Annotated in this window: 24 protein-coding genes; 5 read left to right on the top strand and 19 right to left on the bottom strand. The window is 56.8% G+C overall.

Going from position 1 to position 23,352, the window contains the following annotated elements:
• Positions 1-40 precede the first annotated feature (40 nt).
• The 3 genes from pdxH (at position 41) to pdxY (ending at position 3,147) form a co-directional block, all read left to right on the top strand.
• On the top strand, positions 41-697 hold the full coding sequence (gene pdxH, locus ABLV30_RS10985; RefSeq protein WP_004851446.1) for a pyridoxamine 5'-phosphate oxidase: 657 nt from the start codon (positions 41-43) through the stop codon (positions 695-697).
• A 253-nt stretch (positions 698-950) separates the two neighbouring features.
• Positions 951-2,225 carry a tyrosine--tRNA ligase gene (tyrS, locus tag ABLV30_RS10980; RefSeq protein WP_004851444.1) on the top strand — a complete coding sequence of 425 codons (1,275 nt, stop codon included), beginning with the start codon at positions 951-953 and terminating at the stop codon, positions 2,223-2,225.
• 61 nt (positions 2,226-2,286) lie between these two features.
• Positions 2,287-3,147 (top strand): pyridoxal kinase PdxY, encoded by an 861-nt coding sequence (pdxY, locus tag ABLV30_RS10975; protein ID WP_009654806.1) that lies wholly within the window; start codon positions 2,287-2,289, stop codon positions 3,145-3,147.
• 47 nt (positions 3,148-3,194) lie between these two features.
• On the opposite strand, the gene gstA is transcribed toward pdxY, so the two are convergent.
• From gstA to blr, 13 genes are all read right to left on the bottom strand, one after another.
• Positions 3,195-3,800 (bottom strand): glutathione transferase GstA, encoded by a 606-nt coding sequence (gene gstA, locus ABLV30_RS10970; RefSeq protein WP_004851441.1) that lies wholly within the window; start codon positions 3,798-3,800, stop codon positions 3,195-3,197.
• Positions 3,801-3,908: 108 nt separating this feature from the next.
• Positions 3,909-5,414, bottom strand: coding sequence for a dipeptide/tripeptide permease DtpA (dtpA, locus tag ABLV30_RS10965; RefSeq protein WP_032748929.1), 1,506 nt, complete (start codon positions 5,412-5,414; stop codon positions 3,909-3,911).
• A gap of 597 nt (positions 5,415-6,011) precedes the next feature.
• Positions 6,012-6,647, bottom strand: a complete 636-nt coding sequence (gene nth / locus ABLV30_RS10960; RefSeq protein ID WP_004851438.1) for an endonuclease III — start codon at positions 6,645-6,647, stop codon at positions 6,012-6,014.
• Entirely contained in the window at positions 6,640-7,347 is a 708-nt protein-coding gene (locus ABLV30_RS10955) for an electron transport complex subunit E (protein ID WP_004851436.1), read from the bottom strand. Before ABLV30_RS10955 ends, nth begins: the two co-directional genes overlap by 8 nt.
• A gap of 3 nt (positions 7,348-7,350) precedes the next feature.
• On the bottom strand, positions 7,351-7,971 hold the full coding sequence (gene rsxG / locus ABLV30_RS10950; RefSeq protein ID WP_004851434.1) for an electron transport complex subunit RsxG: 621 nt from the start codon (positions 7,969-7,971) through the stop codon (positions 7,351-7,353).
• Between the two features lie 10 nt (positions 7,972-7,981).
• A complete protein-coding gene (gene rsxD / locus ABLV30_RS10945; RefSeq protein ID WP_103814329.1) occupies positions 7,982-9,034 on the bottom strand; it encodes an electron transport complex subunit RsxD in 1,053 nt (350 codons plus the stop codon).
• Positions 9,035-11,221, bottom strand: a complete 2,187-nt coding sequence (gene rsxC / locus ABLV30_RS10940) for an electron transport complex subunit RsxC (RefSeq protein ID WP_154950896.1) — start codon at positions 11,219-11,221, stop codon at positions 9,035-9,037.
• Positions 11,214-11,792: an electron transport complex subunit RsxB gene (rsxB, locus tag ABLV30_RS10935; RefSeq protein ID WP_025105826.1), complete on the bottom strand. Its 579-nt coding sequence runs from the start codon at positions 11,790-11,792 to the stop codon at positions 11,214-11,216. The genes rsxC and rsxB overlap by 8 nt, the downstream gene beginning before the upstream one ends.
• On the bottom strand, positions 11,792-12,373 hold the full coding sequence (rsxA, locus tag ABLV30_RS10930; protein ID WP_004102633.1) for an electron transport complex subunit RsxA: 582 nt from the start codon (positions 12,371-12,373) through the stop codon (positions 11,792-11,794). Before rsxA ends, rsxB begins: the two co-directional genes overlap by 1 nt.
• Before the next feature lie 77 nt (positions 12,374-12,450).
• Positions 12,451-12,891, bottom strand: coding sequence for a DUF2569 domain-containing protein (locus tag ABLV30_RS10925; RefSeq protein WP_004851426.1), 441 nt, complete (start codon positions 12,889-12,891; stop codon positions 12,451-12,453).
• Positions 12,892-12,970: 79 nt separating this feature from the next.
• Complete coding sequence (gene ydgT / locus ABLV30_RS10920; protein ID WP_004134363.1) at positions 12,971-13,186, bottom strand: transcription modulator YdgT; 216 nt, start codon at positions 13,184-13,186, stop codon at positions 12,971-12,973.
• A gap of 219 nt (positions 13,187-13,405) precedes the next feature.
• Positions 13,406-14,776 carry a GH1 family beta-glucosidase gene (locus ABLV30_RS10915; RefSeq protein ID WP_025105825.1) on the bottom strand — a complete coding sequence of 457 codons (1,371 nt, stop codon included), beginning with the start codon at positions 14,774-14,776 and terminating at the stop codon, positions 13,406-13,408.
• Positions 14,777-14,879: 103 nt separating this feature from the next.
• Positions 14,880-15,029 (bottom strand): division septum protein Blr, encoded by a 150-nt coding sequence (blr, locus tag ABLV30_RS10910; RefSeq protein ID WP_014229585.1) that lies wholly within the window; start codon positions 15,027-15,029, stop codon positions 14,880-14,882.
• A 188-nt stretch (positions 15,030-15,217) separates the two neighbouring features.
• On the opposite strand from blr, the gene ABLV30_RS10905 reads away from it, so the two are divergent.
• Complete coding sequence (locus ABLV30_RS10905) at positions 15,218-16,258, top strand: oxidoreductase (protein WP_348865598.1); 1,041 nt, start codon at positions 15,218-15,220, stop codon at positions 16,256-16,258.
• 70 nt (positions 16,259-16,328) lie between these two features.
• Here ABLV30_RS10905 and add read toward each other — a convergent pair whose 3' ends face one another.
• Positions 16,329-17,330, bottom strand: a complete 1,002-nt coding sequence (gene add / locus ABLV30_RS10900; RefSeq protein ID WP_025105823.1) for an adenosine deaminase — start codon at positions 17,328-17,330, stop codon at positions 16,329-16,331.
• A 272-nt stretch (positions 17,331-17,602) separates the two neighbouring features.
• Between add and metQ the strand changes: the two genes are divergently transcribed.
• Positions 17,603-18,418 carry a methionine ABC transporter substrate-binding lipoprotein MetQ gene (gene metQ, locus ABLV30_RS10895; protein WP_348865597.1) on the top strand — a complete coding sequence of 272 codons (816 nt, stop codon included), beginning with the start codon at positions 17,603-17,605 and terminating at the stop codon, positions 18,416-18,418.
• Positions 18,419-18,502: 84 nt separating this feature from the next.
• On the opposite strand, the gene yedF is transcribed toward metQ, so the two are convergent.
• The 5 genes from yedF to malX all read right to left on the bottom strand — a co-directional run bounded on the left by yedF (position 18,503) and on the right by malX (position 23,332).
• Positions 18,503-18,736 (bottom strand): sulfurtransferase-like selenium metabolism protein YedF, encoded by a 234-nt coding sequence (gene yedF / locus ABLV30_RS10890; RefSeq protein ID WP_004102619.1) that lies wholly within the window; start codon positions 18,734-18,736, stop codon positions 18,503-18,505.
• Complete coding sequence (yedE, locus tag ABLV30_RS10885) at positions 18,733-19,944, bottom strand: selenium metabolism membrane protein YedE/FdhT (RefSeq protein ID WP_025105821.1); 1,212 nt, start codon at positions 19,942-19,944, stop codon at positions 18,733-18,735. The genes yedF and yedE overlap by 4 nt, the downstream gene beginning before the upstream one ends.
• Before the next feature lie 188 nt (positions 19,945-20,132).
• Positions 20,133-20,336, bottom strand: a complete 204-nt coding sequence (gene ydfZ, locus ABLV30_RS10880) for a putative selenium delivery protein YdfZ (RefSeq protein ID WP_004851411.1) — start codon at positions 20,334-20,336, stop codon at positions 20,133-20,135.
• 183 nt (positions 20,337-20,519) lie between these two features.
• Positions 20,520-21,692, bottom strand: coding sequence for a MalY/PatB family protein (locus ABLV30_RS10875; RefSeq protein WP_148851299.1), 1,173 nt, complete (start codon positions 21,690-21,692; stop codon positions 20,520-20,522).
• A 47-nt stretch (positions 21,693-21,739) separates the two neighbouring features.
• A complete protein-coding gene (gene malX / locus ABLV30_RS10870) occupies positions 21,740-23,332 on the bottom strand; it encodes a maltose/glucose-specific PTS transporter subunit IIBC (RefSeq protein ID WP_004119586.1) in 1,593 nt (530 codons plus the stop codon).
• Positions 23,333-23,352 lie beyond the last annotated feature (20 nt).

Raw genomic sequence — 23,352 nt, 5'->3', positions numbered from 1 at the left:
CGCACAATAACGCTACCCTTTGATTATTTTCTCAATTGCCATGTCTGATAACGACGAATTGCAGCAAATCGCGCACCTGCGCCGTGAGTATACCCGTGGTGGCCTGCGCCGCCACGATCTTCCCGCCGAACCTCTGGCACTCTTTGAGCGCTGGCTGCGTCAGGCCTGTGACGCAAAGCTCGCTGACCCAACGGCGATGGTTGTCGCGACCGTCGATGAAAACTCGCAGCCTTACCAGCGCATCGTGTTGCTCAAGCACTACGATGAGAAAGGCCTGGTGTTCTATACCAACCTCGGCAGCCGCAAAGCCCATCAGATTGAAAAAAATCCCCGCATCAGCCTGCTTTTCCCATGGCATATGCTGGAGCGTCAGGTGATGGTTATCGGTAAAGCGGAACGTCTTTCAACGCTGGAAGTGGTGAAATATTTCCATAGCCGTCCGCGCGATAGTCAGATTGGCGCATGGGTGTCGCAGCAGTCCAGCCGTATCTCGGCGCGCGGCATCCTTGAGAGTAAGTTCCTCGAGCTTAAGCAAAAATTCCAGCAGGGCGAAGTGCCGCTGCCGAGCTTCTGGGGCGGATTCCGCGTCAGTATCGAACAGATGGAGTTCTGGCAGGGCGGCGAGCATCGTCTGCACGATCGTTTTCTCTACCAGCGGCAAAACGGCGGCTGGCAAATCGACCGACTGGCGCCATAAAGGACGCAAAAATGTTGTGTTAAGCGCTGGTGCATCGTGGCCCGGCGCTTTATTCTATACGCTTCATTTTTCAAGCTGCATCTTTGTTAGCTGCGCCTGCCTGGCTCTGTCGCTTACCTGAGTAAGTTCCCTGGGCTTTCACATGCTTGCCGCGGCGACGCAGCTTGAATAATTTTGCGTAGATATTTTTTTCGCGTCTGGCGAAAAGTCGTGTACCGGCAGAGGTGCAGTCGTTTTATAGATGGAGAATTTGATGGCAAGCAGTAACTTGATTAAACAATTGCAGGAGCGGGGGCTGATAGCCCAGGTGACGGACGAAGAAGCGTTAGCAGAGCGACTGGCGCAAGGCCCGATCGCGCTCTATTGCGGCTTCGATCCCACCGCTGACAGCTTGCATTTGGGGCATCTTGTTCCATTGTTATGCCTGAAACGCTTCCAGATGGCCGGCCATAAACCGGTTGCCCTGGTGGGCGGCGCGACCGGTCTGATTGGCGACCCGAGCTTTAAAGCCGCGGAGCGTAAACTGAACACTGAAGATACCGTGCAGGAGTGGGTAGATAAAATTCGTAAACAGGTCGCGCCTTTCCTCGACTTTGATTGCGGTGAAAATTCTGCCATTGCCGCCAACAACTACGACTGGTTTGGCAGCATGAACGTGCTGACTTTCCTGCGTGATATCGGCAAGCACTTCTCGGTAAACCAGATGATCAACAAAGAAGCGGTGAAGCAGCGTCTGAACCGTGACGACCAGGGCATCTCTTTTACCGAGTTCTCCTACAACCTGCTGCAGGGGTACGACTTTGCCTGCCTGAACAAGCTGCACGGCGTGGCGCTGCAAATCGGCGGTTCTGACCAGTGGGGCAACATTACCTCCGGTATCGACCTGACCCGTCGTCTGCACCAGAACCAGGTCTTTGGCCTGACCGTTCCGCTGATCACCAAGGCGGACGGCACGAAATTCGGTAAAACCGAAGGCGGCGCAGTGTGGCTGGATCCGAAGAAAACCAGTCCGTACAAGTTCTACCAGTTCTGGATCAACACTGCGGATGCCGACGTTTATCGCTTCCTGAAGTTCTTCACTTTTATGGACATGGCTGAAATCAATGCCCTGGAAGAAGAAGACAAAAACAGCGGTAAAGCACCGCGCGCCCAGTATGTGCTGGCCGAACAGGTGACCCGCCTGGTGCACGGTGAAGAAGGTCTGGTGGCGGCAAAACGCATTACCGAGAGCCTGTTCAACGGTAACCTGAGCGATTTGAGCGAAGCCGATTTCGAACAGCTGGCGCAGGATGGCGTGCCGATGATCGAAATGGATAAAGGCGCCGATCTGATGCAGGCGCTGGTGGATTCTGAACTGCAGCCGTCCCGCGGTCAGGCGCGTAAAACCATCGCATCCAATGCGGTGACCATCAACGGCGAAAAACAGTCCGACCCGGAATACGTATTTGTTGATGCCGACCGTCTCTTTGGTCGCTACACCTTACTGCGTCGCGGTAAGAAAAATTACTGTCTGGTCTGCTGGAAGTAATTGCGTAAAGGCAGGGGCGTGGGAAACCGCGCCCCTTATTTTTTGCTCTCAGGTAATCAAGATGAAGAATATCCTCGCCATCCAGTCCCACGTTGTGTTTGGCCATGCGGGCAACAGCGCCGCTGAATTTCCGATGCGCCGCCTTGGCGCCAACGTCTGGCCGCTTAATACCGTACAATTCTCCAACCATACCCAATACGGAAAGTGGACCGGCTGCGTGATGCCGCCAGCGCATCTGACGGAAATTGTTCAGGGGATTGCCGATATTAACCAGCTGCAGCGCTGTGACGCGGTATTAAGCGGATACCTGGGATCGGCGGAACAGGGCGAACATATTCTTGGCATCGTGCGTCAGGTGAAAAGCGCCAATCCGGCCGCGAAATATTTCTGCGATCCGGTCATGGGGCACCCTGAAAAGGGCTGTATCGTAGCGCCCGGCGTCGCGGAGTTTCATGTACGCTATGCGCTGCCGGCGAGCGATATTATTGCGCCAAACCTGGTTGAGCTGGAGATCCTCTGCGGGCATCCGGTGGCGAACGTTAACGAAGCGGTGCTGGCCGCGCGCGAGCTGATTGCACAGGGGCCGGAAGTGGTGCTGGTGAAGCATCTTTCGCGGGCCGGGCTGAGTATGGATCGTTTTGAAATGCTGCTGGTCACCGCGCAGGAAGCCTGGCATATCAGCCGTCCGCTGGTGGATTTTGGCATGCGCCAGCCGGTGGGCGTCGGCGATGTCACCAGCGGGCTGCTGCTGGTTAAGCTGCTGCAGGGCGCGGGACTGCGCGATGCGCTGGAGCACGTGACCGCCGCGGTGTATGAAATCATGCTGGCGACAAAAAATATGCAGGAGTATGAGCTACAGGTTGTGGCGGCTCAGGATCGCATCGCGCAGCCGGAGCACTACTTCAGCGCCACGCAGCTTTAAGAGGCGTGAGAACAACTTGCCCGACCTGCGTCGGGCAAGCATCGGCTTCACTTCAGCCCTTCAGCCTCGAGGGCGGCGGCTACCGCAGGCCGCGCGGCAACGCGCTTCATCCAGGCCGCAATATTGCTATAGCCTTCCATATCCAGCTTCACGGCGTACGCCCAGCGCAGCACGGTAAACAGGTAGCCATCGGCGATAGTGAAACGGTGCCCGTTAATCCACTCTTTATCTTCCAGGCATTCGTTCACGTACTGCATTTTTTTGTCCAGCAGCGCGCGAGCGACAGGTTTATAATCCTCCGGCGTATCCGGGCGAAACAGCGGAGTAAAACCTTTATGCAGCTCCGTCGCCACGTAGTTTAGCCACTCCAGCGTCTGATAGCGGGCGATGCTTCCCACCGGCGCCAGCAGCTGGCGGTCCGGCACGCGATCGGCGATATATTGCATAATGGCCACGCCTTCCGTCAGCAGCACATCATCGTCCAGCAGCAGCGCCGGTACCTGACCCTTCGGGTTGATCTGCAGATAATCATCCCCGTTTTCGAGACGTTTTTTCATCACGTCAACGCCCTGCAGGGTGAAGTCCAGCCCGCTTTCGCGTAGCGCGATATGCGAAGCAAGGGAACAAGCGCCGGATTTGTAGAACAGTTTCATCGGTAACTCCTCGTGGCTGCGGTTTCCTGTATGTTAGTCCGCCCAGGGGTAAAAAAAAACCGCTAACAGCGCGTTAGCGGTTTAAATTTATGGGTTTTCCCGGGGAGCTTAAGCCGTAGCGGTATCGCTGGCTTTTGCCGTTTTATCGTCGTCCTGGGTCATACGGTTCAGCTTCGGCGCCGTCATGAGCATCAGGATGGCGATAATGCCGGTGGCGACACCGATATGCAGGAACACGCGACCGTAAACTTCCAGCGACATCAGCGGGTCAGTCACGTTATCCGGCACCGCCATCATGTTCGCCACGTAGCCGCCGATCAGGTTGGCGCCAGCGGTAGTCAGGAACCAGCTACCCATAATGAAGCCCATCAGGCGCTGCGGAACCAGCTGTGCCACCATCGCCAGACCCAGACCGGAAATCATCAGTTCACCGATACTCTGCAGGCCGTAGCTGATCACCAGCCAGCTGACGTTTACGATGCCCGCATCGCTGGCGAACTTAGCGCCCAGCGGCAGGACAAGGAAGGCGCCGGAGCACAGGACCATACCAATAGCAAACTTCATCGGCATCGGCAGGGTATCGCCCATCTTGTTATAAATGGCGGCCAGAATCGGGCTACCGATAATGATCCAGAAAGGGTTCAGCGCCTGGTACTGCTCAGGCTCGAAAGCGATGCCCAGTAGAGAGTGTTCAACGTTGCGAATCGCAAAGAAGTTGAGGGAGGTTGGCATCTGGCTGTACAGAACGAAGAAGATAATCGCCTGCAGCATCAGGATGAAAGCGACGATCATTTTGCGACGGGCCGCGCCCTGCATCGCGAAGGCTTCTTTAGCGAAAATAACGATGATGCCCAGCGCAACCACGCCCAGCGCCATACGTGCAATACCCTGGTTGTGCAGCAGCCAGGTTGCAATCGCGATGAGAACCACCACGCCAACGATAGTCGCCAGCAGCTTGCCTATCTGCAGCGGGGCGAAGTCAGGCTTCGAGCCGTACTGTTTAACCCAGCGCTGGCAGAAAGTGAAGTTGACGATGGTGATCACCAGGCCGACAAAGCTCAGGGCGAAAGCGACGCTCCAGCCGAACTTCGCCGCCAGCCATGGCGTGGCCAGCATAGAGAAGAAAGAACCGATGTTGATGGACATGTAGTACATGGTAAATGCACCGTCCAGACGCGGGTCGTTCTTTTCATAGCAGGTTGAGAGCAGGGAAGAGGGGTTAGCCTTAAACAGGCCGTTACCGACGGCAATCGTCGCCATACCTATATATACGATGCCTGCATCGTGCCCTGACCACGCCACCAGGCCGTAGCCGATAGCCAGAACGATTGCGCCGAGCATGATGACGCGCTTAGTGCCAAGCACCTTGTCGCCCAGCCAGCCGCCAATCGCCACCAGACCGTAGACCAGGGCGCTAAAGGAGGAGAACAGAGTAATAGAGTCCGCTTCTGACATACCCAGCTGTTTAACCAGGTAAACGGCCATGATCCCTTGCAGGCCGTAGAAACCAAAACGTTCCCACAGCTCAATAGAGAAGATGAGATAGAACGAACGTGGTTGTTTGAAAGCGTTTAAACTTACGCTTTCTGTTGGTTTATTGTTTGCAGTCGACACAAATACCTCTTTTTTTACATCCCATATTAACGGGGGGTGTTCGGGGCGCAATCTTCTCAGACCGCCGCCTTTATAGTTATTCTGGAGGGAAAACGGCAGGTAATGTTCACTATCCTGCCCCTTCAGGCAATAGCTTTGCAATAATCTGTTACACATATTCCATGCGGCATAATACACCGCCTACTCAAATGTTATTCAGAGTTAAATTTCAAGGTTTAGCCAAAGGGAGAGTTTTTATCTGTTGGAATCCGAAGTTTTTCGCATAATGGCGATATGTTCGGCTGTATGCGCTTGCATCCAGTGATATAGCCCGTAATCCTAAAAATTGATGGGTTATTGTTTTGGTATTTAACTTAAGGGTATTTGAATCAGCAGGTTTGCACGCAAAAGCGTTAACATTAAATCAACAATAAATTGACCAGGTGATCTCGATCACAAATGTATAGAAATTTTGCCTCTAAAAAAAATGAATAAGCTGGCCGATGATTATATAACCGCATAATCACCCGCAACAGCGCGAAAATGATGGCGTGAATGTCGATGAAGGCGGGGGAAAAGCAGCGTCATCACCCTGATGGATAATGACGCGGTGCGTGTTCAGAGATCGACCTTCTCTTTGTACTCGCAAAGGTCTTCTATCAGGCAGGAGCCGCAGCGCGGTTTGCGGGCAATACAGGTATAACGACCGTGCAGGATTAACCAGTGATGGCAGTCGACTTTAAATTCCGCTGGAACCACCTTTAACAGCTTTTCTTCGACCTGTTCAACGTTCTTACCGGGCGCAAATTGTGTACGATTGCAAACGCGGAAGATATGCGTATCGACGGCGATTGTCGGCCAGCCGAAGGCGGTGTTGAGTACCACGTTCGCGGTTTTACGGCCGACGCCGGGAAGCGCCTCAAGGGCCGCCCGATCTTCCGGCACTTCACCATTGTGCTGCTCAAGCAGGATACGACAGGTCTTGATGACGTTTTCTGCTTTGCTGTTAAACAGGCCAATAGTCTTGATATACGACTTCACGCCCTCAACGCCCAGCGCCAGCATGGCCGCCGGCGTGTTGGCGACCGGGTAGAGTTTTGCCGTCGCTTTGTTGACGCTGACGTCGGTGGCCTGCGCCGAGAGCAGGACGGCGATCAATAATTCAAACGGCGAGTGAAAATTCAGCTCCGTGGTGGGGTGCGGGTTGTTATCCCTGAGCCTGGTGAGGATCTCCAGGCGTTTACTCTTATTCATTCCAGGCTTTTCCCGTCACATCAGACGGCGCAACGACATCGGCTTGTACCGCTTTAGCTTTGCGCTGTTTGCTACGTTCATCGATAAGGTATTTTACCGCCAACATCATGCCGAGGCCAATAAATGCCCCCGGCGGCAGCATCGCCAGCAGAAACGGCGTATCGGTATGAAATACTTCAATGCGCAGAACTTTAGCCCAGCTGCCGAGCAGGCTGTCGGCACCATCAAACAGGGTACCGTTGCCGAGAATTTCCCGCATTGATCCGAGCACAAACATCGCACAGGTGGCCCCCATGCCGATGGAAAAACCATCCAGCGCCGACAGCGCCGGGCCTTTTTTCGCGGCAAAGGCCTCAGCGCGCCCAACCACGATACAGTTGGTGACAATCAGCGGGATAAAGATCCCCAGAGACTGATAGAGGCCGAACGCGTAGGCGTTGATCAGCATCTGCACGACGCTCACCACCGAAGCGATGATCATGACGTAAATCGGAATACGGATTTCCGCCGGCGTCCAGCGGCGCAGGCTGGAAATGGTCAGGTTCGTCAGGGTGAGCACCAGCGTCGTCGCCAGCCCAAGGCCAAGGGCGTTGGTGGCGGTCGAGGTCACGGCGAGTAGGGGACACATCCCCAGCAGCTGAACCAGCGCGGAGTTGTTTTTCCACAACCCCTGAACAATAACGTCTTTTACTTCGCTCATGATTTAGTCTCCACAGGGAGTGAATGCGGAAATCTGCGCGGGCAGCGTTTGTGCGTACAGGCCGGCGCGCTTGACGGCATTGACCACCGCGCGCGGGGTAATGGTGGCCCCGGTAAACTGGTCGAAGTCGCCGCCGTCTTTTTTCACGGCCCAGTGGCTGTCGTTTTGCCCATGAATCACTTTACCGGCAAAGAGGGTGATCCAGTCGGAAATTCTGAGTTCGATTTTATCGCCCAGCCCCGGCGTCTCATGATGTTCGGTGACGCGGGTACCCAGCACGGTACCTTTAAAATCGGCGGCCACCAGCAGCTGAATGGCCCCGGAATAGCCGTCCGGTGCGGTGGCTTCCATCACCGCAGCCACCGGTTTTTCGCCATCCTGAGCGATCCAAACCTTGTGCTGGCCTTTTCCCAGCGCCGGGGCGGTAACTTGATAACAGCTTTTCAGCAAGTCGTTGTTATAAAGATTAGCCGGCATAACCTGGTCAAATAAGGCTTTTTGCTGCTGGGCAGCCTGGTCTTCAATGGTGCTTTTGGTCAGCTCGTTAATCGCGGCCGTCAGCCCGGTAGACCCCGCCGCAAAGAGGGCCAGCGTGATGCCGTGTTTACGCATGCTTTGTAACATGTTCGGGTCCTCAGCGGTGGCCGTACGCGCGCGGGCGCGTATAGTAATCGATCAAGGGAACGGTAATATTGGCCAGCAGAACGGCAAAGGCCACGCCATCCGGATAGCCGCCAAAGCTGCGAATTAGCCATACCAGTAATCCCGCCAGCGCGCCGAAGATCAGGCGTCCGCGATTGGTGGTGGAGGCGGTAACCGGATCCGTCAGAATAAAGAACGCGCCCAGCATGGTGGCGCCGGACAGCAGATGAATCAGCGGCGAGGCGAGGCTTTCCGGGGAGAACAGCCATCCGAGGGTAGCACAAACGGCAAGGCTCAGCAGAAAACTGACCGGAATATGCCAGCGAATGGCTTTCTGCCATAACAGGAACAGACCACCCGCCAGATACGCCACGTTAACCCACTGCCAGCCGAGGCCGGCGAGCGCGCCGCCGTAGACAGGATACTGGAGAATCTCTTCAACCGCGTGACCGGCATGAAGCGAGGTTTTGAAGGTATCCAGCGGCGTGGCCTGGCTGATACCGTCAATGCCCATTCGCAGGCTGTTCATGTCTCCACCGCTCGCCGTATGGCCTGTGAAAATCATCCGCAGCGCGTCGCTAAATCCGGGAACATTGGCGGCTATCTCATGCGGCGGGAGCCACGAAGTCATCTGGACCGGGAAGGAGATGAGCAGGACGACATAGCCGATCATCGCCGGGTTAAAAGGATTATGACCCAGACCACCGTAGAGCTGTTTAGCGATGATCACCGCGAACGCGGTCCCCAGCACCACCATCCACCAGGGAGCAAAAGGCGGAATACTGATGGCCAGCAGCAGGCCGGTCAGCAGCGCGGAGTTATCGGCGAGGATCGCGGGAATATTTTGTTTGCGCAGTTTAAGGATGGCCGCTTCGGCTCCCCACGCCGTGATGGCGGCAAGGATAATTTGCAGCACGGTACCCCAGCCGAAAAACCAGGTCTGAACCGCGATGCCGGGCACGGCGGCGAGCAGCACCAGCAGCATAATCCGCGAAGTCTGGCGCTGATTGTGGGTATAAGGGGAACTTGCGATTCTGAAAACCATTTAATCCTCGTTAACTGCCTGCCGGGATGCTTTCCGGGCCTGAACGCGGGCGATTGCTTCAGCGACTGCCGCTTTGCGGGCGTCATCATTGGCTGCCGACGGGGGAACTGCTTGTTGCTGTTGTTCTGCTTTACGCGCTTTAGCCCGGGCGATGGCGGCCTCAACGGCGGCCTTGCGCGGGTCAACGGCGGCGGGCTGCTCCGCTGGGGCGTCTTCTGCCGGAGCGGCCTGCTGTTGGGCTTTACGCGCTTTGGCGCGGGCGATGGCGGCCTCGACGGCGGCCTTGCGCGGGTCAACGGCGGCGGGCTGCTCGGCTGGGGCGTCTTCCGCAGGAACCGCCTGCTGTTGGGCTTTACGCGCTTTGGCCCGGGCGATGGCGACCTCGACGGCGGCTTTGCGCGGGTCACTGGCGGCGGGCTGCTCTGCTGGGGCGTCTTCCGCAGGAACCGCCTGCTGTTCGACTTTGCGCGCTTTGGCTCGGGCGATGGCGGCCTCGACGGCGGCTTTGCGCGGGTCAACGGCGGCGTCAGATGACGGCCCGGCGACGTTGCTTTGTGCCTGTTGCTGAGCTTTGCGTGCCCGGGCCTCGGCCTTGCGGGCTTCGCGGGCGGCAATGGCTTCGCTGTTATCCGGTTTGGCGCCGGAGAGCACGATAATCGGCTGCGCCGCGTCACGCTGCTTTTCCCGTACCCGGGCAAGGGCGGCGTTAATCGCGTCCTGATCTTTCGCCGCGGGCTGGACCGCGGCCTGCTTATGCCGTTCAAGACGCGCGGCTTTATCGCGCTCAAGACGCGCCTGACGGGCCTCAAAGCGTAATTTCGCCTCCGCCGCGCGTTTCTCTTCCTGAGCAAGCGCGTAAATCTCCGCTTTTTCCTGGCGGAAGTACTGCACCAGCGGGATATTGCTTGGACAGACCCAAGCGCAGGCGCCGCACTCAATGCAATCCGCCAGGTTATGGCTGGTGGCTTTGTCGTGCTGCTGGCCTTTGCTGAACCAATAAAGCTGCTGCGGCAGAAGATCGGCCGGGCAGGCGTCCGCGCAGGCGCTGCAGCGGATGCAGCCTTTTTCCTCTTCCGGCTCGCCCATTTCGCTCGCCGACGGCGCCAGCAGACAGTTGGTGATTTTCACGACCGGCACGTCGAGCCACGGCAGGGTGAAGCCCATCAGCGGCCCGCCCATAATTACCATAGGATCGCCGCTTGGACAGAAACCGGCATCGTTGAGCAGATGGCTGACCGGAGTGCCGAGGCGCGCCCAGACGTTGCCCGGACGCGAGATCGCTTCCCCTGTCAGGGTGACGACGCGCTCCGTCAGCGGCTCGCCGTCGATTACCGCGCGTTTCACCGCATAGGCGGTGCCGACGTTCTGCATCAGCACGCCGATGTCAGAGGAGCGTCCGCCGTGAGGTACCTGCTTGCCGGTAAGGATCTGCGTCAGCTGTTTCGCGCCGCCGGAGGGATATTTCGTGGGGATCACGCGCAGGGAAATACCGTGCGTGTCGGCTAATACCGCGCGCAGCATCGAAATCGCCTGCGGTTTATTATCCTCGATGCCGATCAGTACCTGAGCTGGCTGCAGAATATGGGCAAGGATGCGAATACCCTCGACGATCTGCGCCGCGCAATCCTGCATCAGACGGTCGTCGGCGGTAATATAGGGTTCGCACTCGGCGGCGTTGATAATGAGTGTGTCGATTTTGTCGCCGCCGCCGCGCAGCTTGGCACCGGTCGGGAAACCCGCGCCGCCCAGTCCGGCCACGCCAAACTGGTGAATACGCTCAATCAGCGCTTCGCGGGATTTATTCTGGTAATCGTTCCAGCCATCGCGTTCAATCCAGCGGTCTTCGCCATCGGCATCAATAATCACGCTCATTTCCGCCAGCGCGGAAGGGTGGGCGGTAGAGTGGGGAGCAATGGCCGCCACCGTACCGGACGTCGGGGCGTGCACCGGCAGCATTCTGCCCCAGCCGCGCGTTAACGGCTGGCCGCGCAGGACGCGATCGCCAGGCTGAACGCAGAGCTCACCTTCCGCGCCAATATGCTGTTTTAGCGGAATGACAAAACGCTGCGGCAGTGAAACCTGACGCAGCGGGGTACCGTTGGACTGGGTTTTCATTTCTGGCGGATGGATGCCGCCGTTGAAGTCCCAGACTTTATCTTTGCGAAAAGCGGAAAATAACTTAAACATGTTGTTCCACGGGAATAATGCGTACCGGGATGGTCTGAAGATCCCATTTCCAGGTTTCTGTCGTCGGCGCCACCGGGCGCAGTTCAATACATTGCGTCGGACAAGGCGCGACGCAAAGATTACAGCCGGTACAGAGATCGCTCATCACCGTATGCATGGCGCGCGTGGCGCCGACGATGGCATCGACGGGACAGGCCTGAATGCATTTTGTGCAGCCGATGCAGTTCGCCTCGTCGATCACCGCCAGCATTCGCGCCGGTTCGGCTTCCTGCGCATCGCCGTCTGTCGGCTGCGGATCGACGTTCAATAGCTCGGCGATTTTCAGCATCACCGCTTCGCCGCCGGGGGCGCAGCAGTTGATTTTCTCGCCCTGGGTCCCCACCGCTTCAGCGTAGGGACGACAGCCAGGGTAGCCGCACTGGCCGCACTGGCTCTGCGGAAGCAGGGCATCAATTTTTTCCACCACCGGGTCATCTTCCACCTCAAAGCGGCGGGAGGCGTACCCCAGAATTAAGCCGAAAATTAGCCCCAGCAGGCTAATGGCGACCACGGCTATCCAGACAGCGTTCATTACAACTTCACCAAACCACTAAAGCCCATAAAAGCAAGGGACATTAAACCTGCGGTGACCAGCGCAATCGCGTTACCGCGAAACGGCGCGGGAACATCCGCTACCACCAGCCGCTCGCGAATGGAGGCGAAAAGCACCATAACCAGCGAAAAACCGACCGCGGCGGCAAAACCGTACAGCGCCGATTGCAGGAAATTATGCCCAAGGTTAATGTTGAGCAGCGCCACGCCGAGCACCGCGCAGTTGGTGGTGATCAGCGGCAGGAAGATGCCCAGCAGGCGATACAGCGCCGGGCTGGTTTTACGCACGACCATTTCGGTAAACTGCACCACCACGGCGATGACCAGGATAAAGGCCAGCGTACGTAAATAGACCAGATCCAGCGGGATAAGGATCCAGGTATCAATTAACCAGGCGCAAATAGAGGCCAGCGTCATCACAAACGTGGTGGCGAGCCCCATCCCCATAGCGGCTTCCAGCTTTTTGGAAACCCCCATAAACGGGCACAGTCCAAGAAACTTCACCAGCACGAAGTTGTTAACCAGGACAGTGCCAACAAAGAGCAGTAAATAATCAGCCATCATTCGACCTGAAATAGAAAAAGCCGTCTATTATCGAATAAATCGATACCGGCGACAACAGGTTAACTGTGTGGTTATTACGGATTCACAAAGGTCCGCTTAACCCGTTGAGAACGCCTGAAATAGGGCGCAAGCAGCGCTGCGGCGAGGAGAGGGAAAAGCAGCTGGCGCAGCGCGAGCGCGTCGGAAATCGGGGAAAAGGCAAAGGCTTTTACCGCCAGTAGAAGCGTGATCAGCAGCCAGATAATGTAGTGCTTCGGTACCCCTTTCCGCCGTTTAAAGAAGGCGATGGTCAACCACAGCGTGTAGTACCACATGGCGATCGCAAAGGCTAAGGAGGCGATCCACAGGGCGAGATGTTCGATACTCATCGCGCTCAGCAATGTGTAAGTCTGGGAAGACATCAGGGCATCAGCAAAAAACAGCAGCGACAATGAGGCGCTAAGCAGGGCTACCAGGAGCCATGCCAGCGGTGCCAGAAGCCATCCGCCAATACGTTCCACAGAGTCAGAAGACATTATTACTCCAGAATTCAACGCCAGTTATAAATAAAAGCAGGGCGGAAGTATAAGCAACTGGCGTGAATGATGACAGTCTTTATTGCACGTAGCGCCAGACGGACTTGGGCACTTCGCCGATGTTGAACAATTTGCCGCCAGAAACCAGCTCCGCCCGGCGATGGTCGGCTGCGCGATACATGTTGACGATCTCTTCGTTATCGGTCAGGGAATAGTTAAGGTGATCAAAAAGTTTTTCCAGACTTTCCAGCGAACTGATTTTACGAAATTTTAATAAGTAGTCCTGAACGGTCATTTGCGTATCCATTTTATAATCGGAATAAATTAAGTTGAATATACCCATACTGAGTAAACCTGTTCTCAACCGGCAGTTCCTTTCTAAGATAAACTGTATGCAATTATTTCGGTTGTAAATACCGGTGACAAGAACAGATGATGTTTCCGGCCTGGTAAAAAGAAATTTAAGAGTATTCCAGAACTGAATCAGGCGCCGGAAGGCGCCTGGGAGAGAAGATTAACGCTGTTCGCCTCGGCTGGCAATAACGTTTTGGTACCAGAAAAAACTCTTTTTCCGTTTACGCGCCAGATTTTGCTGGTGATCGACATAAACGAATCCGTATTGTTTTTTATAACCGTTCAGCCAGCTCAAAAGATCAATAAAGGACCAGGGGTAGTAGCCGCGCACGTCGGCGCCCTGTTCCAGCGCTTTTTCCAGCGCGGTAATATGGCTACTGAGATAGTCAATCCGCGGGTCGTCGACGATTTCGCCATTGATAATCGGGTCTATTGCCCCCAGGCCGTTTTCGGTGATGTAGATCGGAATATCACCGTAGCGCGCTTTAATCATCATGATCCCGTCGGTTAAGCCCTGAGGCCAAATTTCCCAGCCCCATTCGGTATAGGTGCTTTGCGGGTTGCGCACGAAGTGGAAGAGCCCATCCACGCCCGGCTCGCCGCCGGTCGGTACTTCAGGAGGCTGCGCCGACACGGTTTCACGGCGATAGTAGTTCAGGCCGATAAAGTCACAGCGGTTGTCACGCAGCAGCGCGTCGTCTCCCGGTTCAAAGACCGGAACCCCCCACAGCGCCCGGGTCTGCTGCAGTAGCTCTTCGGGATAGCCGCCTTTTAATACCGGATCGTAGAGCCAGTGGGTATGGATGGCGTCCGCCATCTCTGTCGCCCGCTTATCTTCCTCACTGTCGGTTAATGCGGTGTGCGGCTGCAGCACGTTGACAAACCCTATCTCCCCCGCCACGCCCATTTCACGAAACGCTTTCACGGCCAGCGCATGGGCGATAAAGACGTGATGGCAGGCCTGAATGGCGCGCGCCGGATCGCGCACCGCAGGAGGATGGAGGCCGTTAATGTAACCGTGGCCGATAAAGACGATAGTCTCGTTAAAGGTTGCCCACAGTTTGACCCGGGAGCCAAAACGTTGATAGCACAGGCGAGCGTACTCAGCGAAGGCTTCCGCGGTACTGCGCGCCTCCCAGCCGCCTTCATCCTGCAGCGCCTGGGGAAGGTCCCAGTGGTACAGGGTAATCATCGGTTCAATGTTATGCGCCAGCAGTTCGTCAATCAGGTCGCTGTAGAATTGGACGCCAGCCTCGTTCACTTCACCGCGGCCGCCAGGCAGCAGGCGGGGCCAGGAAATAGAAAAGCGATAGCTTTGCAAACCCATTTCCGCCATCAGCGCTACGTCTTCGCGAAAACGATGGTAGTGGTCAACGGCGACGTCACCGGTCGTCCCCTGATAGGTGGTGCCCGGAAGGTGGGAATAAATATCCCAGATAGAAGGGCCTTTGCCGTCGGCATCGTGACCGCCTTCAACCTGCCAGGCCGCGGTCGCGGCGCCCCATAAAAAGTGTTGCGGGAATTTGGACATGAAGAAACTCCTTATCGATTGATAAAGAGAGTGTAATAAAGGCGTATGCAACTATGCAACCGGTTTCAGAAACCGGTTGCATAGTTGCGAAGCGGGTCACTGTTTATTTCGACAGCGGCTTCGTCTGAACAGCATCAACGGCAGGCGGGGACTGGTAGTTATCAATATGATGAGCGATAACTAAAAGCAGGGCCGAAACGCCCAAAACAATCCAGCCAATAAGTTCTACAATACGGTTAAAAACGTTTTCCATAACTCTACGGCAAATGGTGAAACCAGACTGAAATGGTACTCAACGGCTGAAGTAACGCAAGTGTTACATGATCTTAGCTGCGCAAATGGCGTAAAGCTGAGCAACCGGTGCAGGGGCAAACGCGTCGAAGATGCGTTCAGAATCGCGGTGTTAGTGCGGCTGCGACATTTCGTTAAGGGGGCAGAAAAATGAGTGACCCTATCCGGGTAGGTTTAATCGGGTACGGCTATGCGAGCAAAACCTTTCATGCGCCGCTGGTCAGCGGTACGCCGGGGATGACGCTGGCGGCGGTCTCGAGCAGCGATGAAACGAAAGTGCTGGCCGACTGGCCTGCGGTGAAGGTGGTGACCGCACCGCAGGCGCTCTTTAGCGACCCCGATATCGATCTGGTGGTGATCCCCACGCCCAATGATACCCATTTCCCGCTGGCGAAAGCTGCGCTGGAAGCGGGCAAGCATGTAGTGGTGGATAAACCGTTTACCGTGACACTGTCACAGGCTCGCGAGCTTGAGGCCATTGCCAAAAGCGAGGGGCGACTGCTGTCCGTGTTCCATAACCGCCGCTGGGACAGCGATTTTCTGACGGTGAAGTCGCTGATTAACGAAGGCCTGTTAGGGGAAGTCGGCTATTTTGAGTCGCATTTCGACCGCTATCGACCGCAGGTACGGCAACGCTGGCGCGAGCAAGGTGGGCCGGGCAGCGGCATCTGGTACGATCTTGCCCCGCATCTGCTGGACCAGGTGGTAAATCTCTTCGGTCTGCCGGTGAGTATGCAGGTCGACCTGGCTCAGCTACGGCCTGGCTCCCAGTCCACAGACTATTTTCATGCGGTGTTGGCCTGGCCGCAGCGTCGCGTGGTGCTGCACGGAACCCTGGTGGCCGCGGCGGAAACGGCGCGCTTTATCATCCACGGTTCGCGGGGAAGCTATGTGAAATACGGCCTTGATCCGCAGGAAGAACGGCTGAAAAGCGGCGAGCACCTGCCGCAGGAGGATTGGGGGTACGATATGCGCGACGGGCTGCTGACGCGTGCCGAAGGCGAGGAAATCACCGAGGAGTCGTGGCTGACGCTACCGGGCAACTATCCGGCCTATTACGCCGCCATTCGCGATGCGCTTAATGGCATCGGCGTTAACCCGGTTCCGGCAAGCCAGGCGATTCAGATTATGGAGCTGATTGAGCTTGGGCTGGAGTCGGCCAGGCATCGGGCGACGCTGTGCCTGAATTAGGCCGACCTGACGAAACGCGCTGGCCAGGCGCTGATTGAGCTTCCCCCCGTGCTGGCACGGGGGAGAAACATCAAGCCTGCTGCACGCGCTGGATCAGCGCCGCTTTTTCCTGGGCGCTTAAAAAGGCGAGCTCCAGACCGTTTCTCTGCGCCTGGCGAATTTGCTCGCGGCTTAAACCGGCAGCCGGGGCGGCGACGGTGTATTCGTGGATAATATCGACGCCCTGAACGGCAGGGTCGTCGGTATTGATGCAGGCCAGCACGCCGTGTTCAAGGAATGTTTTCAGCGGATGCTCGGCCAGGGATGGCACGGTGCTGGTCTGAATATTAGAGGTCAGGCAGGACTCAATCCCGATTCGCTGCGCGGCGAGATAATCCATCAGCGCCGGATCCTGCACCGCCTTCACGCCGTGGCCGATACGCTCGGCGCCCAGTTCGCGAATCGCCTGCCAGATGCTTTCCGGGCCAGCGGCTTCGCCCGCATGTACGGTGATGCGCCAGCCCGCATCGCGCGCGCGGCTGAAGTGATCCATAAACAGATTTCCCGGGAAGCCGAGCTCATCCCCGGCGAGGTCGAGGGCGGTGATGCCATCGCGATGGGCGAGCAGGGCCGCAAGCTCCTCTTCGCAGGCCGCTTCGCCAAAGGTGCGGCTCAGAATGCCGATCAGGCGGGCCTCAACGTTAAAGTCGCGGCTGCCTTCTTTAACCCCGGCGATCACCGCTTCGACTACGCCCGCGACCGGCAGCTGGTGGGTCATCGCCATATAGCGCGGAGAGAAACGCAGTTCAACGTAGTGCAGGCCGTTGCGAGCGGCATCTTCGAGGTTTTCATAAGCGACGCGGCGGCAGGCTTCCAGCGAGGCCAGTACCTTTACGCCCCAGTCCAGCTTAGCGAGGAAGCTGACCAGATCAGGCTCATTGCTGGTGACCTGTACATGAGGACGTAAGGTGTCGAGGGTGTCTGCCGGAAGGGCGAGGTTGTACTGGCGGCCAAGATCGAGAATGGTTTGGGCCCGGATATTACCATCAAGGTGGCGATGGATGTCGGTTAATGGCAAAGTTAAATCAATCATGGTCGCACTCTTTTTTTAGTTAAAGTGCGCGTCATTGTACATCAGAACGATAAATGGTTAAAAGCGGAGAAAATTACCGAACAATACAAGGGAAAACGGTGAGGGAAGGGAAGATTGCCCTCTCAAAGGGAGCAATGACGAAATCGCTCATAGCAAAACGCTATTAATCATAGACAATCAGTATTTAATTTCGCGCCCGAGATTTTCTATAGTCTCAGGCGCTGGTTTTCCTGCAATGAATGGCAGGCAATTTTAAAAAGGACTCTGGGAATATGATCTTCACGTTAAAAAAAGTCGCGGTACCGCTGGTTGTCGCAGGCTCGCTGCTGCTGGCCGCCTGCAAACCTAGCGAGCAGGACCCCAACCACATCAAAGTGGGCATAAGCGCAGGCGTTGACCAGGAAGTCTGGGCGGTGGCGCAAAAAGTGGCGAAAGAGAAGTACAATCTCGACGTTGAGGTGGTGACATTTAATGATTTCGTCCTGCCCAACGAGGCGCTGAACAATGGCGATCTTGATGCTAACGCTTTCCAGCATAAGCCCTATCTGGACAAACAGATCCAGGAGCGCGGCTATAAGCTGGTTCAGGTTGGCACCACGTTCGTTTATCCGATAGCGGCCTATTCGAAGAAAATCACGTCGGTCGCTCAGCTGCCCGATGGCGCGCAGGTGGCGGTCCCCAACGATCCAACTAACCTCGGCCGCTCTCTGCTGCTGCTACAAAAGCAGGGGCTGATTACGCTGAAGGACGGCGTGGGTCTGCTGCCCACCTCGCTGGATATTATTAACAACCCGAAAAAGCTAAAAATCGTCGAAATTGAAACGCCGCAGCTCACCCGCGCGCTGGACGACCAGCAGATAACCATGGCGATTATCAATACCACCTTCTCAAGCCAGGTCGGGCTGTCGCCGTCGCGCAACGGCCTGTTTGTGGAAAGCAAAGATTCCCCTTACGTGAATATCTTCGCCAGTCGTATCGAAAATAAAGACAGCGAAAAGGTGAAAAACCTGGTGAAGGCCTACCAGAGCGATGAGGTGGCCGCGGCAGCAGAGCAGCTTTACAAAGGCGATGCGGTTAAGGGCTGGTAATCGTTGACGTTTCAGGCCCGTGACGCGCGGGCTAGCGCATGTGATGCGGAAGACAGCCGGTAGCCCACTACCGGCTTTTTCTGGCTATTTTTGAATCAAATAGCGGATGGTTGGCCCATCCTGCTGAATGTCGAGCACGGTATAGCCGTGGTTTTTGGCATCCAGCGGGATGTTGTTAATCGACTGCGGACAGTCGCTGACCACTTCCAGAATCTCGCCTTTCTTCAGCGAAGGCATGGCTTCGAGCGTGGCGATGGCCGGATAGGGGCAGGGTTCGCCAACCATATCGAGGCGATAATCGGGGACCAGAGTTTTCATGCGCTTTCCTTAACGGTCGAGGGGGCGAGAGACTGGCGGCGGAAAAACCGTTTTTCCCAGCCAATCACCAGAATCAGCGCGATCAGCAGCAGGAGATAGGTCACCAGCAGGCCGCCGAATGGCCCGAAGGTCGCCAGCAGGTTGATTTTATCCCAGCTTGTGGCCAGCGCCGGAGAGAGCCCGTCCCAGTAGTAGGCGAGGATCGTTGAACCGATAACGTTGCCCAGCCCGACCCACCAGTAGTGCACCTGACCTTCCACCGCGCGGTACATCCAGCCGGTTTCGCAGCCGCCCGCCAGGACGATGCCAAAGCCAAACAGCAGGCCGCCGATAACCGCGTTGGGCCCCGCCCACATGATTTTCGGCTCCATACCCAGCTGCACGTAGCTGAAGATCCCAATAGCGCTGGCGGCCATGCCGAAAATAATCGCCTTCGCCATATTGGTACGTCCGGTGATCCACATATCGCGAAAGGCGGAGGTGAAGCAGATCTGCGCCCGCTCGATGAGCAGGCCAAATCCGACGCCAAACAGCAGCGCCAGGCCGAGCTTCGGCCGATCGGCCGCGGTGAGCAGGCCCCAGGCGATCATGGCGAAAAAGACCACCATGCCGAGACGGAACCGGCGCCGCGCCTGGTCAGGTTTTTGCGTCAGCGGCGAGGCCTGGGACACTTTCTGCATTTTTACCGGAATACGGAAGATGGGCAGTAAGGTAAAGCGCGCGCCGAACCAGGTTCCGATAGCGGTAGCGATGGCAAAGAACCAGGCGTGCAGAGAAAACTGTGGGATACCGGTAAAAAATGCGGCCAGATTGCAGCCCATCGCCAGACGGGCGCCGAAACCGGCGATGATTCCCCCGGCGACGGCCTGCAGAATGCGGATCCGGCTGCGGGGGAAGCGCAGCTTGACGTTATTCGCCCACAGCGCGGCGGCGAAACAGCCGCCGAACATGCCGATGATCATCATGCCGTCGATACGGGTGAGCGGGGTGCCCTCGAGATGAATGAGCTTATAGTAGCCCCACTCTTCGCTGTGCACGCCGACGAGCTGCAGCAATTGCCCACCCCAGCGGGTGAATTCGCCGGTGACGGCCCAGAAGGTGCCGGTAATGCCAAAGTAGTAGGTTGAGAGAATACCCGCGGCGATAACGGCGGGGACGGGCGACCAGAATTTAATCAGCCACGCCTGTTTGAACTGTTGCCATGTCATGAAGATGCCTCTGAACTCAGAAGGTATATTACCCGTAGCGGGTAGAAGAGGGGCGATAATACGCTGCTTATTAATGTAAAACGCTCGATGGGATCAAATTGAACGATAAAGAGAATATCAAAGGCCACGCTTGGGTGGCCTTTTACGCCTGCGGATCCGCGGTCAGATATTGATGACGGATATTGCGATTAATTAAAGCCCAGGCGAATAAGGTTTAGCGGGCAATATAAACCCTGATGTCCGTCTATTTCCACGCAGTCCGCCCGGCGGAGCTGCTCCGCCGTTTTACCCTCGGCGTGGATGGCTTTGATGACGCCCGTCGCGCCGCTGTCGGCCACCATAACCATGCTGCCGGTAGCGATAGCGTTACGGTTACGATCGTAGGTGTTCATATTTTTTCCTCCTGGTGAATATTTTGACGGGAATTAAAAACGGCATTTAAATACACCTTTGTGAAATAGCGTTTTTTGAGTCTCGTCAAAATATCGTTTTATTGTGCGGGGAGGACGGATGAGTGAGCGGAGAGTCAGCGGTAGCGGACAGGCCGCTACCGCGTTGGCGGCCAGCGAAAACAGTTAGCGCAGCGAGCCCAGGGCGGCAATTAATCCCTGCACGCCTTTTTCCAGCTTTTCACGTGGGCAGCCGGCATTCAGGCGGACAAAACCCTTACCTTCATCGCCGTAGGTGTCCCCTGGCATAATGGCGACCTTCTGTTCCTCAATAAGTGCTTTTTGCAGGGCGCGATCGTCCACCGCCAGCGGGCGCAGGTCAATCCACGCCAGGTAAGTCGCCTGCGGCGGCTGCCAGTTTAGCTCGGGAAACGCCTGATTCAGTTCGCGCGCGATGTAGCGCATATTCTCCTGCAGATAGCCGCGCAGGGCATCCAGCCAGGCGGCGCCCTCGCGATAGGCGGCGATATGCGCCACCAGCGCCAGTACGGAAGGGGAAGAGAGGCCATCGCGGGCCTTAAGCGCGTGCAGATAGCTTTCGCGCGCCGCGGGATCGTCAATCAGCCCGTATGCGCCGGTAAACGCCGGAATGTTGAAGCTTTTCGATCCGGAGGTGAACAGCGCCCAGGGACTGCGCGCCACCTCGCACCACGGGGTGTGCTGATGTTCGTCCCACACCATGTCCATGTGGATCTCGTCGCTAATTACCTTTACGCCGTGCTTCTCGCACAGCCGCGCCATGGTTTCCAGCTCTTCGCGGGTCCATACCTTGCCGGTGGGGTTATGCGGACTGCACAGCAGCAGCACGGTATTACGCGGCTGAGCCAGTACCCGTTCCAGCTGCGCCATATCGCAGCGCCACTGATGGTTGTCGAGGGAGAGCGGAACCGCCGCGACGCGTCGCTGGTTGCCTTCAATGGTTTTATAAAAGGCATCGTAGGCCGGAGTGTGTACCACAATACCGTCACCCGCTGCCGACCACTGACGAATCATCTCCGCCACCATATAGATAACCGACGGCCCGTAAACAATTGCTTCGCGGTCGATTGGGCTATGAAAACGGCTGGCGAACCAGTGGCTCACCGCGCCGAGGAATTCATCGTTTTTCCAGCGGCTGTAGCCAAAAACGCCGTGCGCCAGGCGTTTGCTGACGGCATCGATGATGCAGGGGGCGGTGGCGAAATCCATGTCGGAGATCGTAAAGGGCAGCAGGTCGGCCGCGCCAAAACGGTCGGCGACGTAATCCCACTGGGTGCACCAGGTGCCGTGACGGTCGACCGGCGTTGAAAAATCAAACATCTGCACTTCCTTCATCATGTCCCCCTCCTGTACGGAGGGGGCGGAGCCTATGCCTCGACGGTATTCATCAGGACAGCCATTTCATCTTTCACCGACTGCACCTGCGGGCCAATCACCACCTGCAGGTTGTGCTGGTTAAGCTGCACCACGCCGATGGCGCGATTCGCTTTCAGCGCGGCGCTGTCGACTTTGCTCATGTCGTTAACCGACAGACGCAGGCGGGTGATGCAGTTATCGAGCGAAACGATATTTTCCGCGCCGCCGAGCGCCGCCAGAATCGCCGGAACGTTATAGCCTGATTTTCCGGTCACGCCGGTGACGGCCTTTTCGAAAGCGCTATTGGTTTCAATATCGCGTCCCGGGGTTTTCAGGTTAAAACGGGTGATAGCGAAACGGAAGATACCGTAGTAAACCGCAAACCAGATGGCCGCGACCACCGGTACCAGATACCACTTGGTTGACAGACCGTGCAGAATGCCGAACACCACAAAGTCGATAACGTTGCCGTCAGTGTTGCCGATAGTCACGCCCAGAATGGCCATCATGGTAAAGCCCAGTCCGGTGAGGAGCGCGTGGATAACGTACAGCACCGGGGCGACGAACAGGAATAAAAATTCCAGCGGCTCGGTCGTGCCGCCTACCACGCAGGCAATAACGCCGGAAATCAGCAGCCCCTTAATTTTATGGCGGTTTTCCGGGCGAGCGCAGTGGTACATCGCCAGCGCCGCTCCCGGCAGGCCACCGAGGAAGGCCGGCATTTTGCCTTGCGAGAGGAAACGGGTCGCGCTTTCGGAGAAGCCGTGGGTGGTGGGGCAACTGAGCTGGGCCTGGAAAATGGTCAGCGCGCCGCTGACGCTATGGCCGCAAACGTCCATGGTTCCCCCCGCCTCGGTAAAGCGGATCAGCGCCACCAGAATATGGTGCAGGCCGAAAGGCAGCAGCAGGCGCTCTCCGGTACCGAAAATCATCGGTCCGAAATCTCCCGCGCTATTGATGACGTGACCGAGGGCATTAATCCCCATGGCGAAGACGGGCCAGATCAGCGGAATGACCAGACCGACCAGGCCGAGAACCACGGTGGTGATAATCGGTACAAAGCGGGTGCCGCCAAAAAAGGCCAGCGCGTCGGGCAGGCGGATATTGTGAAAACGCTCATGCAGCATCCAGACGATGATCCCGGCGATCACCGCGCCGAGGATCCCGGTGTCGATCGATTGAATGCCGATAATATTCTGGATGTTGTTCGCTTTGAGGACGGCGGCATCGGTGGTCGGCAGAATGCCTTTGGCCGTCAGCCAGAAGTTAACCGCCAGATTCATCACGGCATAGCCGACAAAACCGGCAAACGCGGCGACGCCTTTGTTTTCCCGGGCCAGTCCTAGCGGAATGGCGATACAGAACATCACCGGCAGAAAGCTGAAGGCGAAGGAGCCGACTTTGCCCATCCAGATGAATACGGCCTGCAGCAGCGGCACGTCCAGCCACGGCAGGAGCGTCAGGACATCATGGCTGCTCAGAGAGCTGCCGATCCCCAGCATGATCCCGCAAAAGGAGAGCAACGCCACGGGTAACATGAAGGTTTTCCCTAACTGCTGGAAAAACTCCCACAGGGTAATTTTGGTTGCTGTTTTCGCCGTCATAACACGAATCCTGGTTCTTT

It is taken from the genome of Klebsiella sp. CN_Kp113 (assembly GCF_040064585.1).
Classification (GTDB): Bacteria; Pseudomonadota; Gammaproteobacteria; order Enterobacterales; family Enterobacteriaceae; genus Klebsiella; species Klebsiella michiganensis.
The sequence above is the reverse complement of the archived record's forward strand: the minus strand, read 5'-3'. Positions and strand labels throughout refer to the sequence as shown.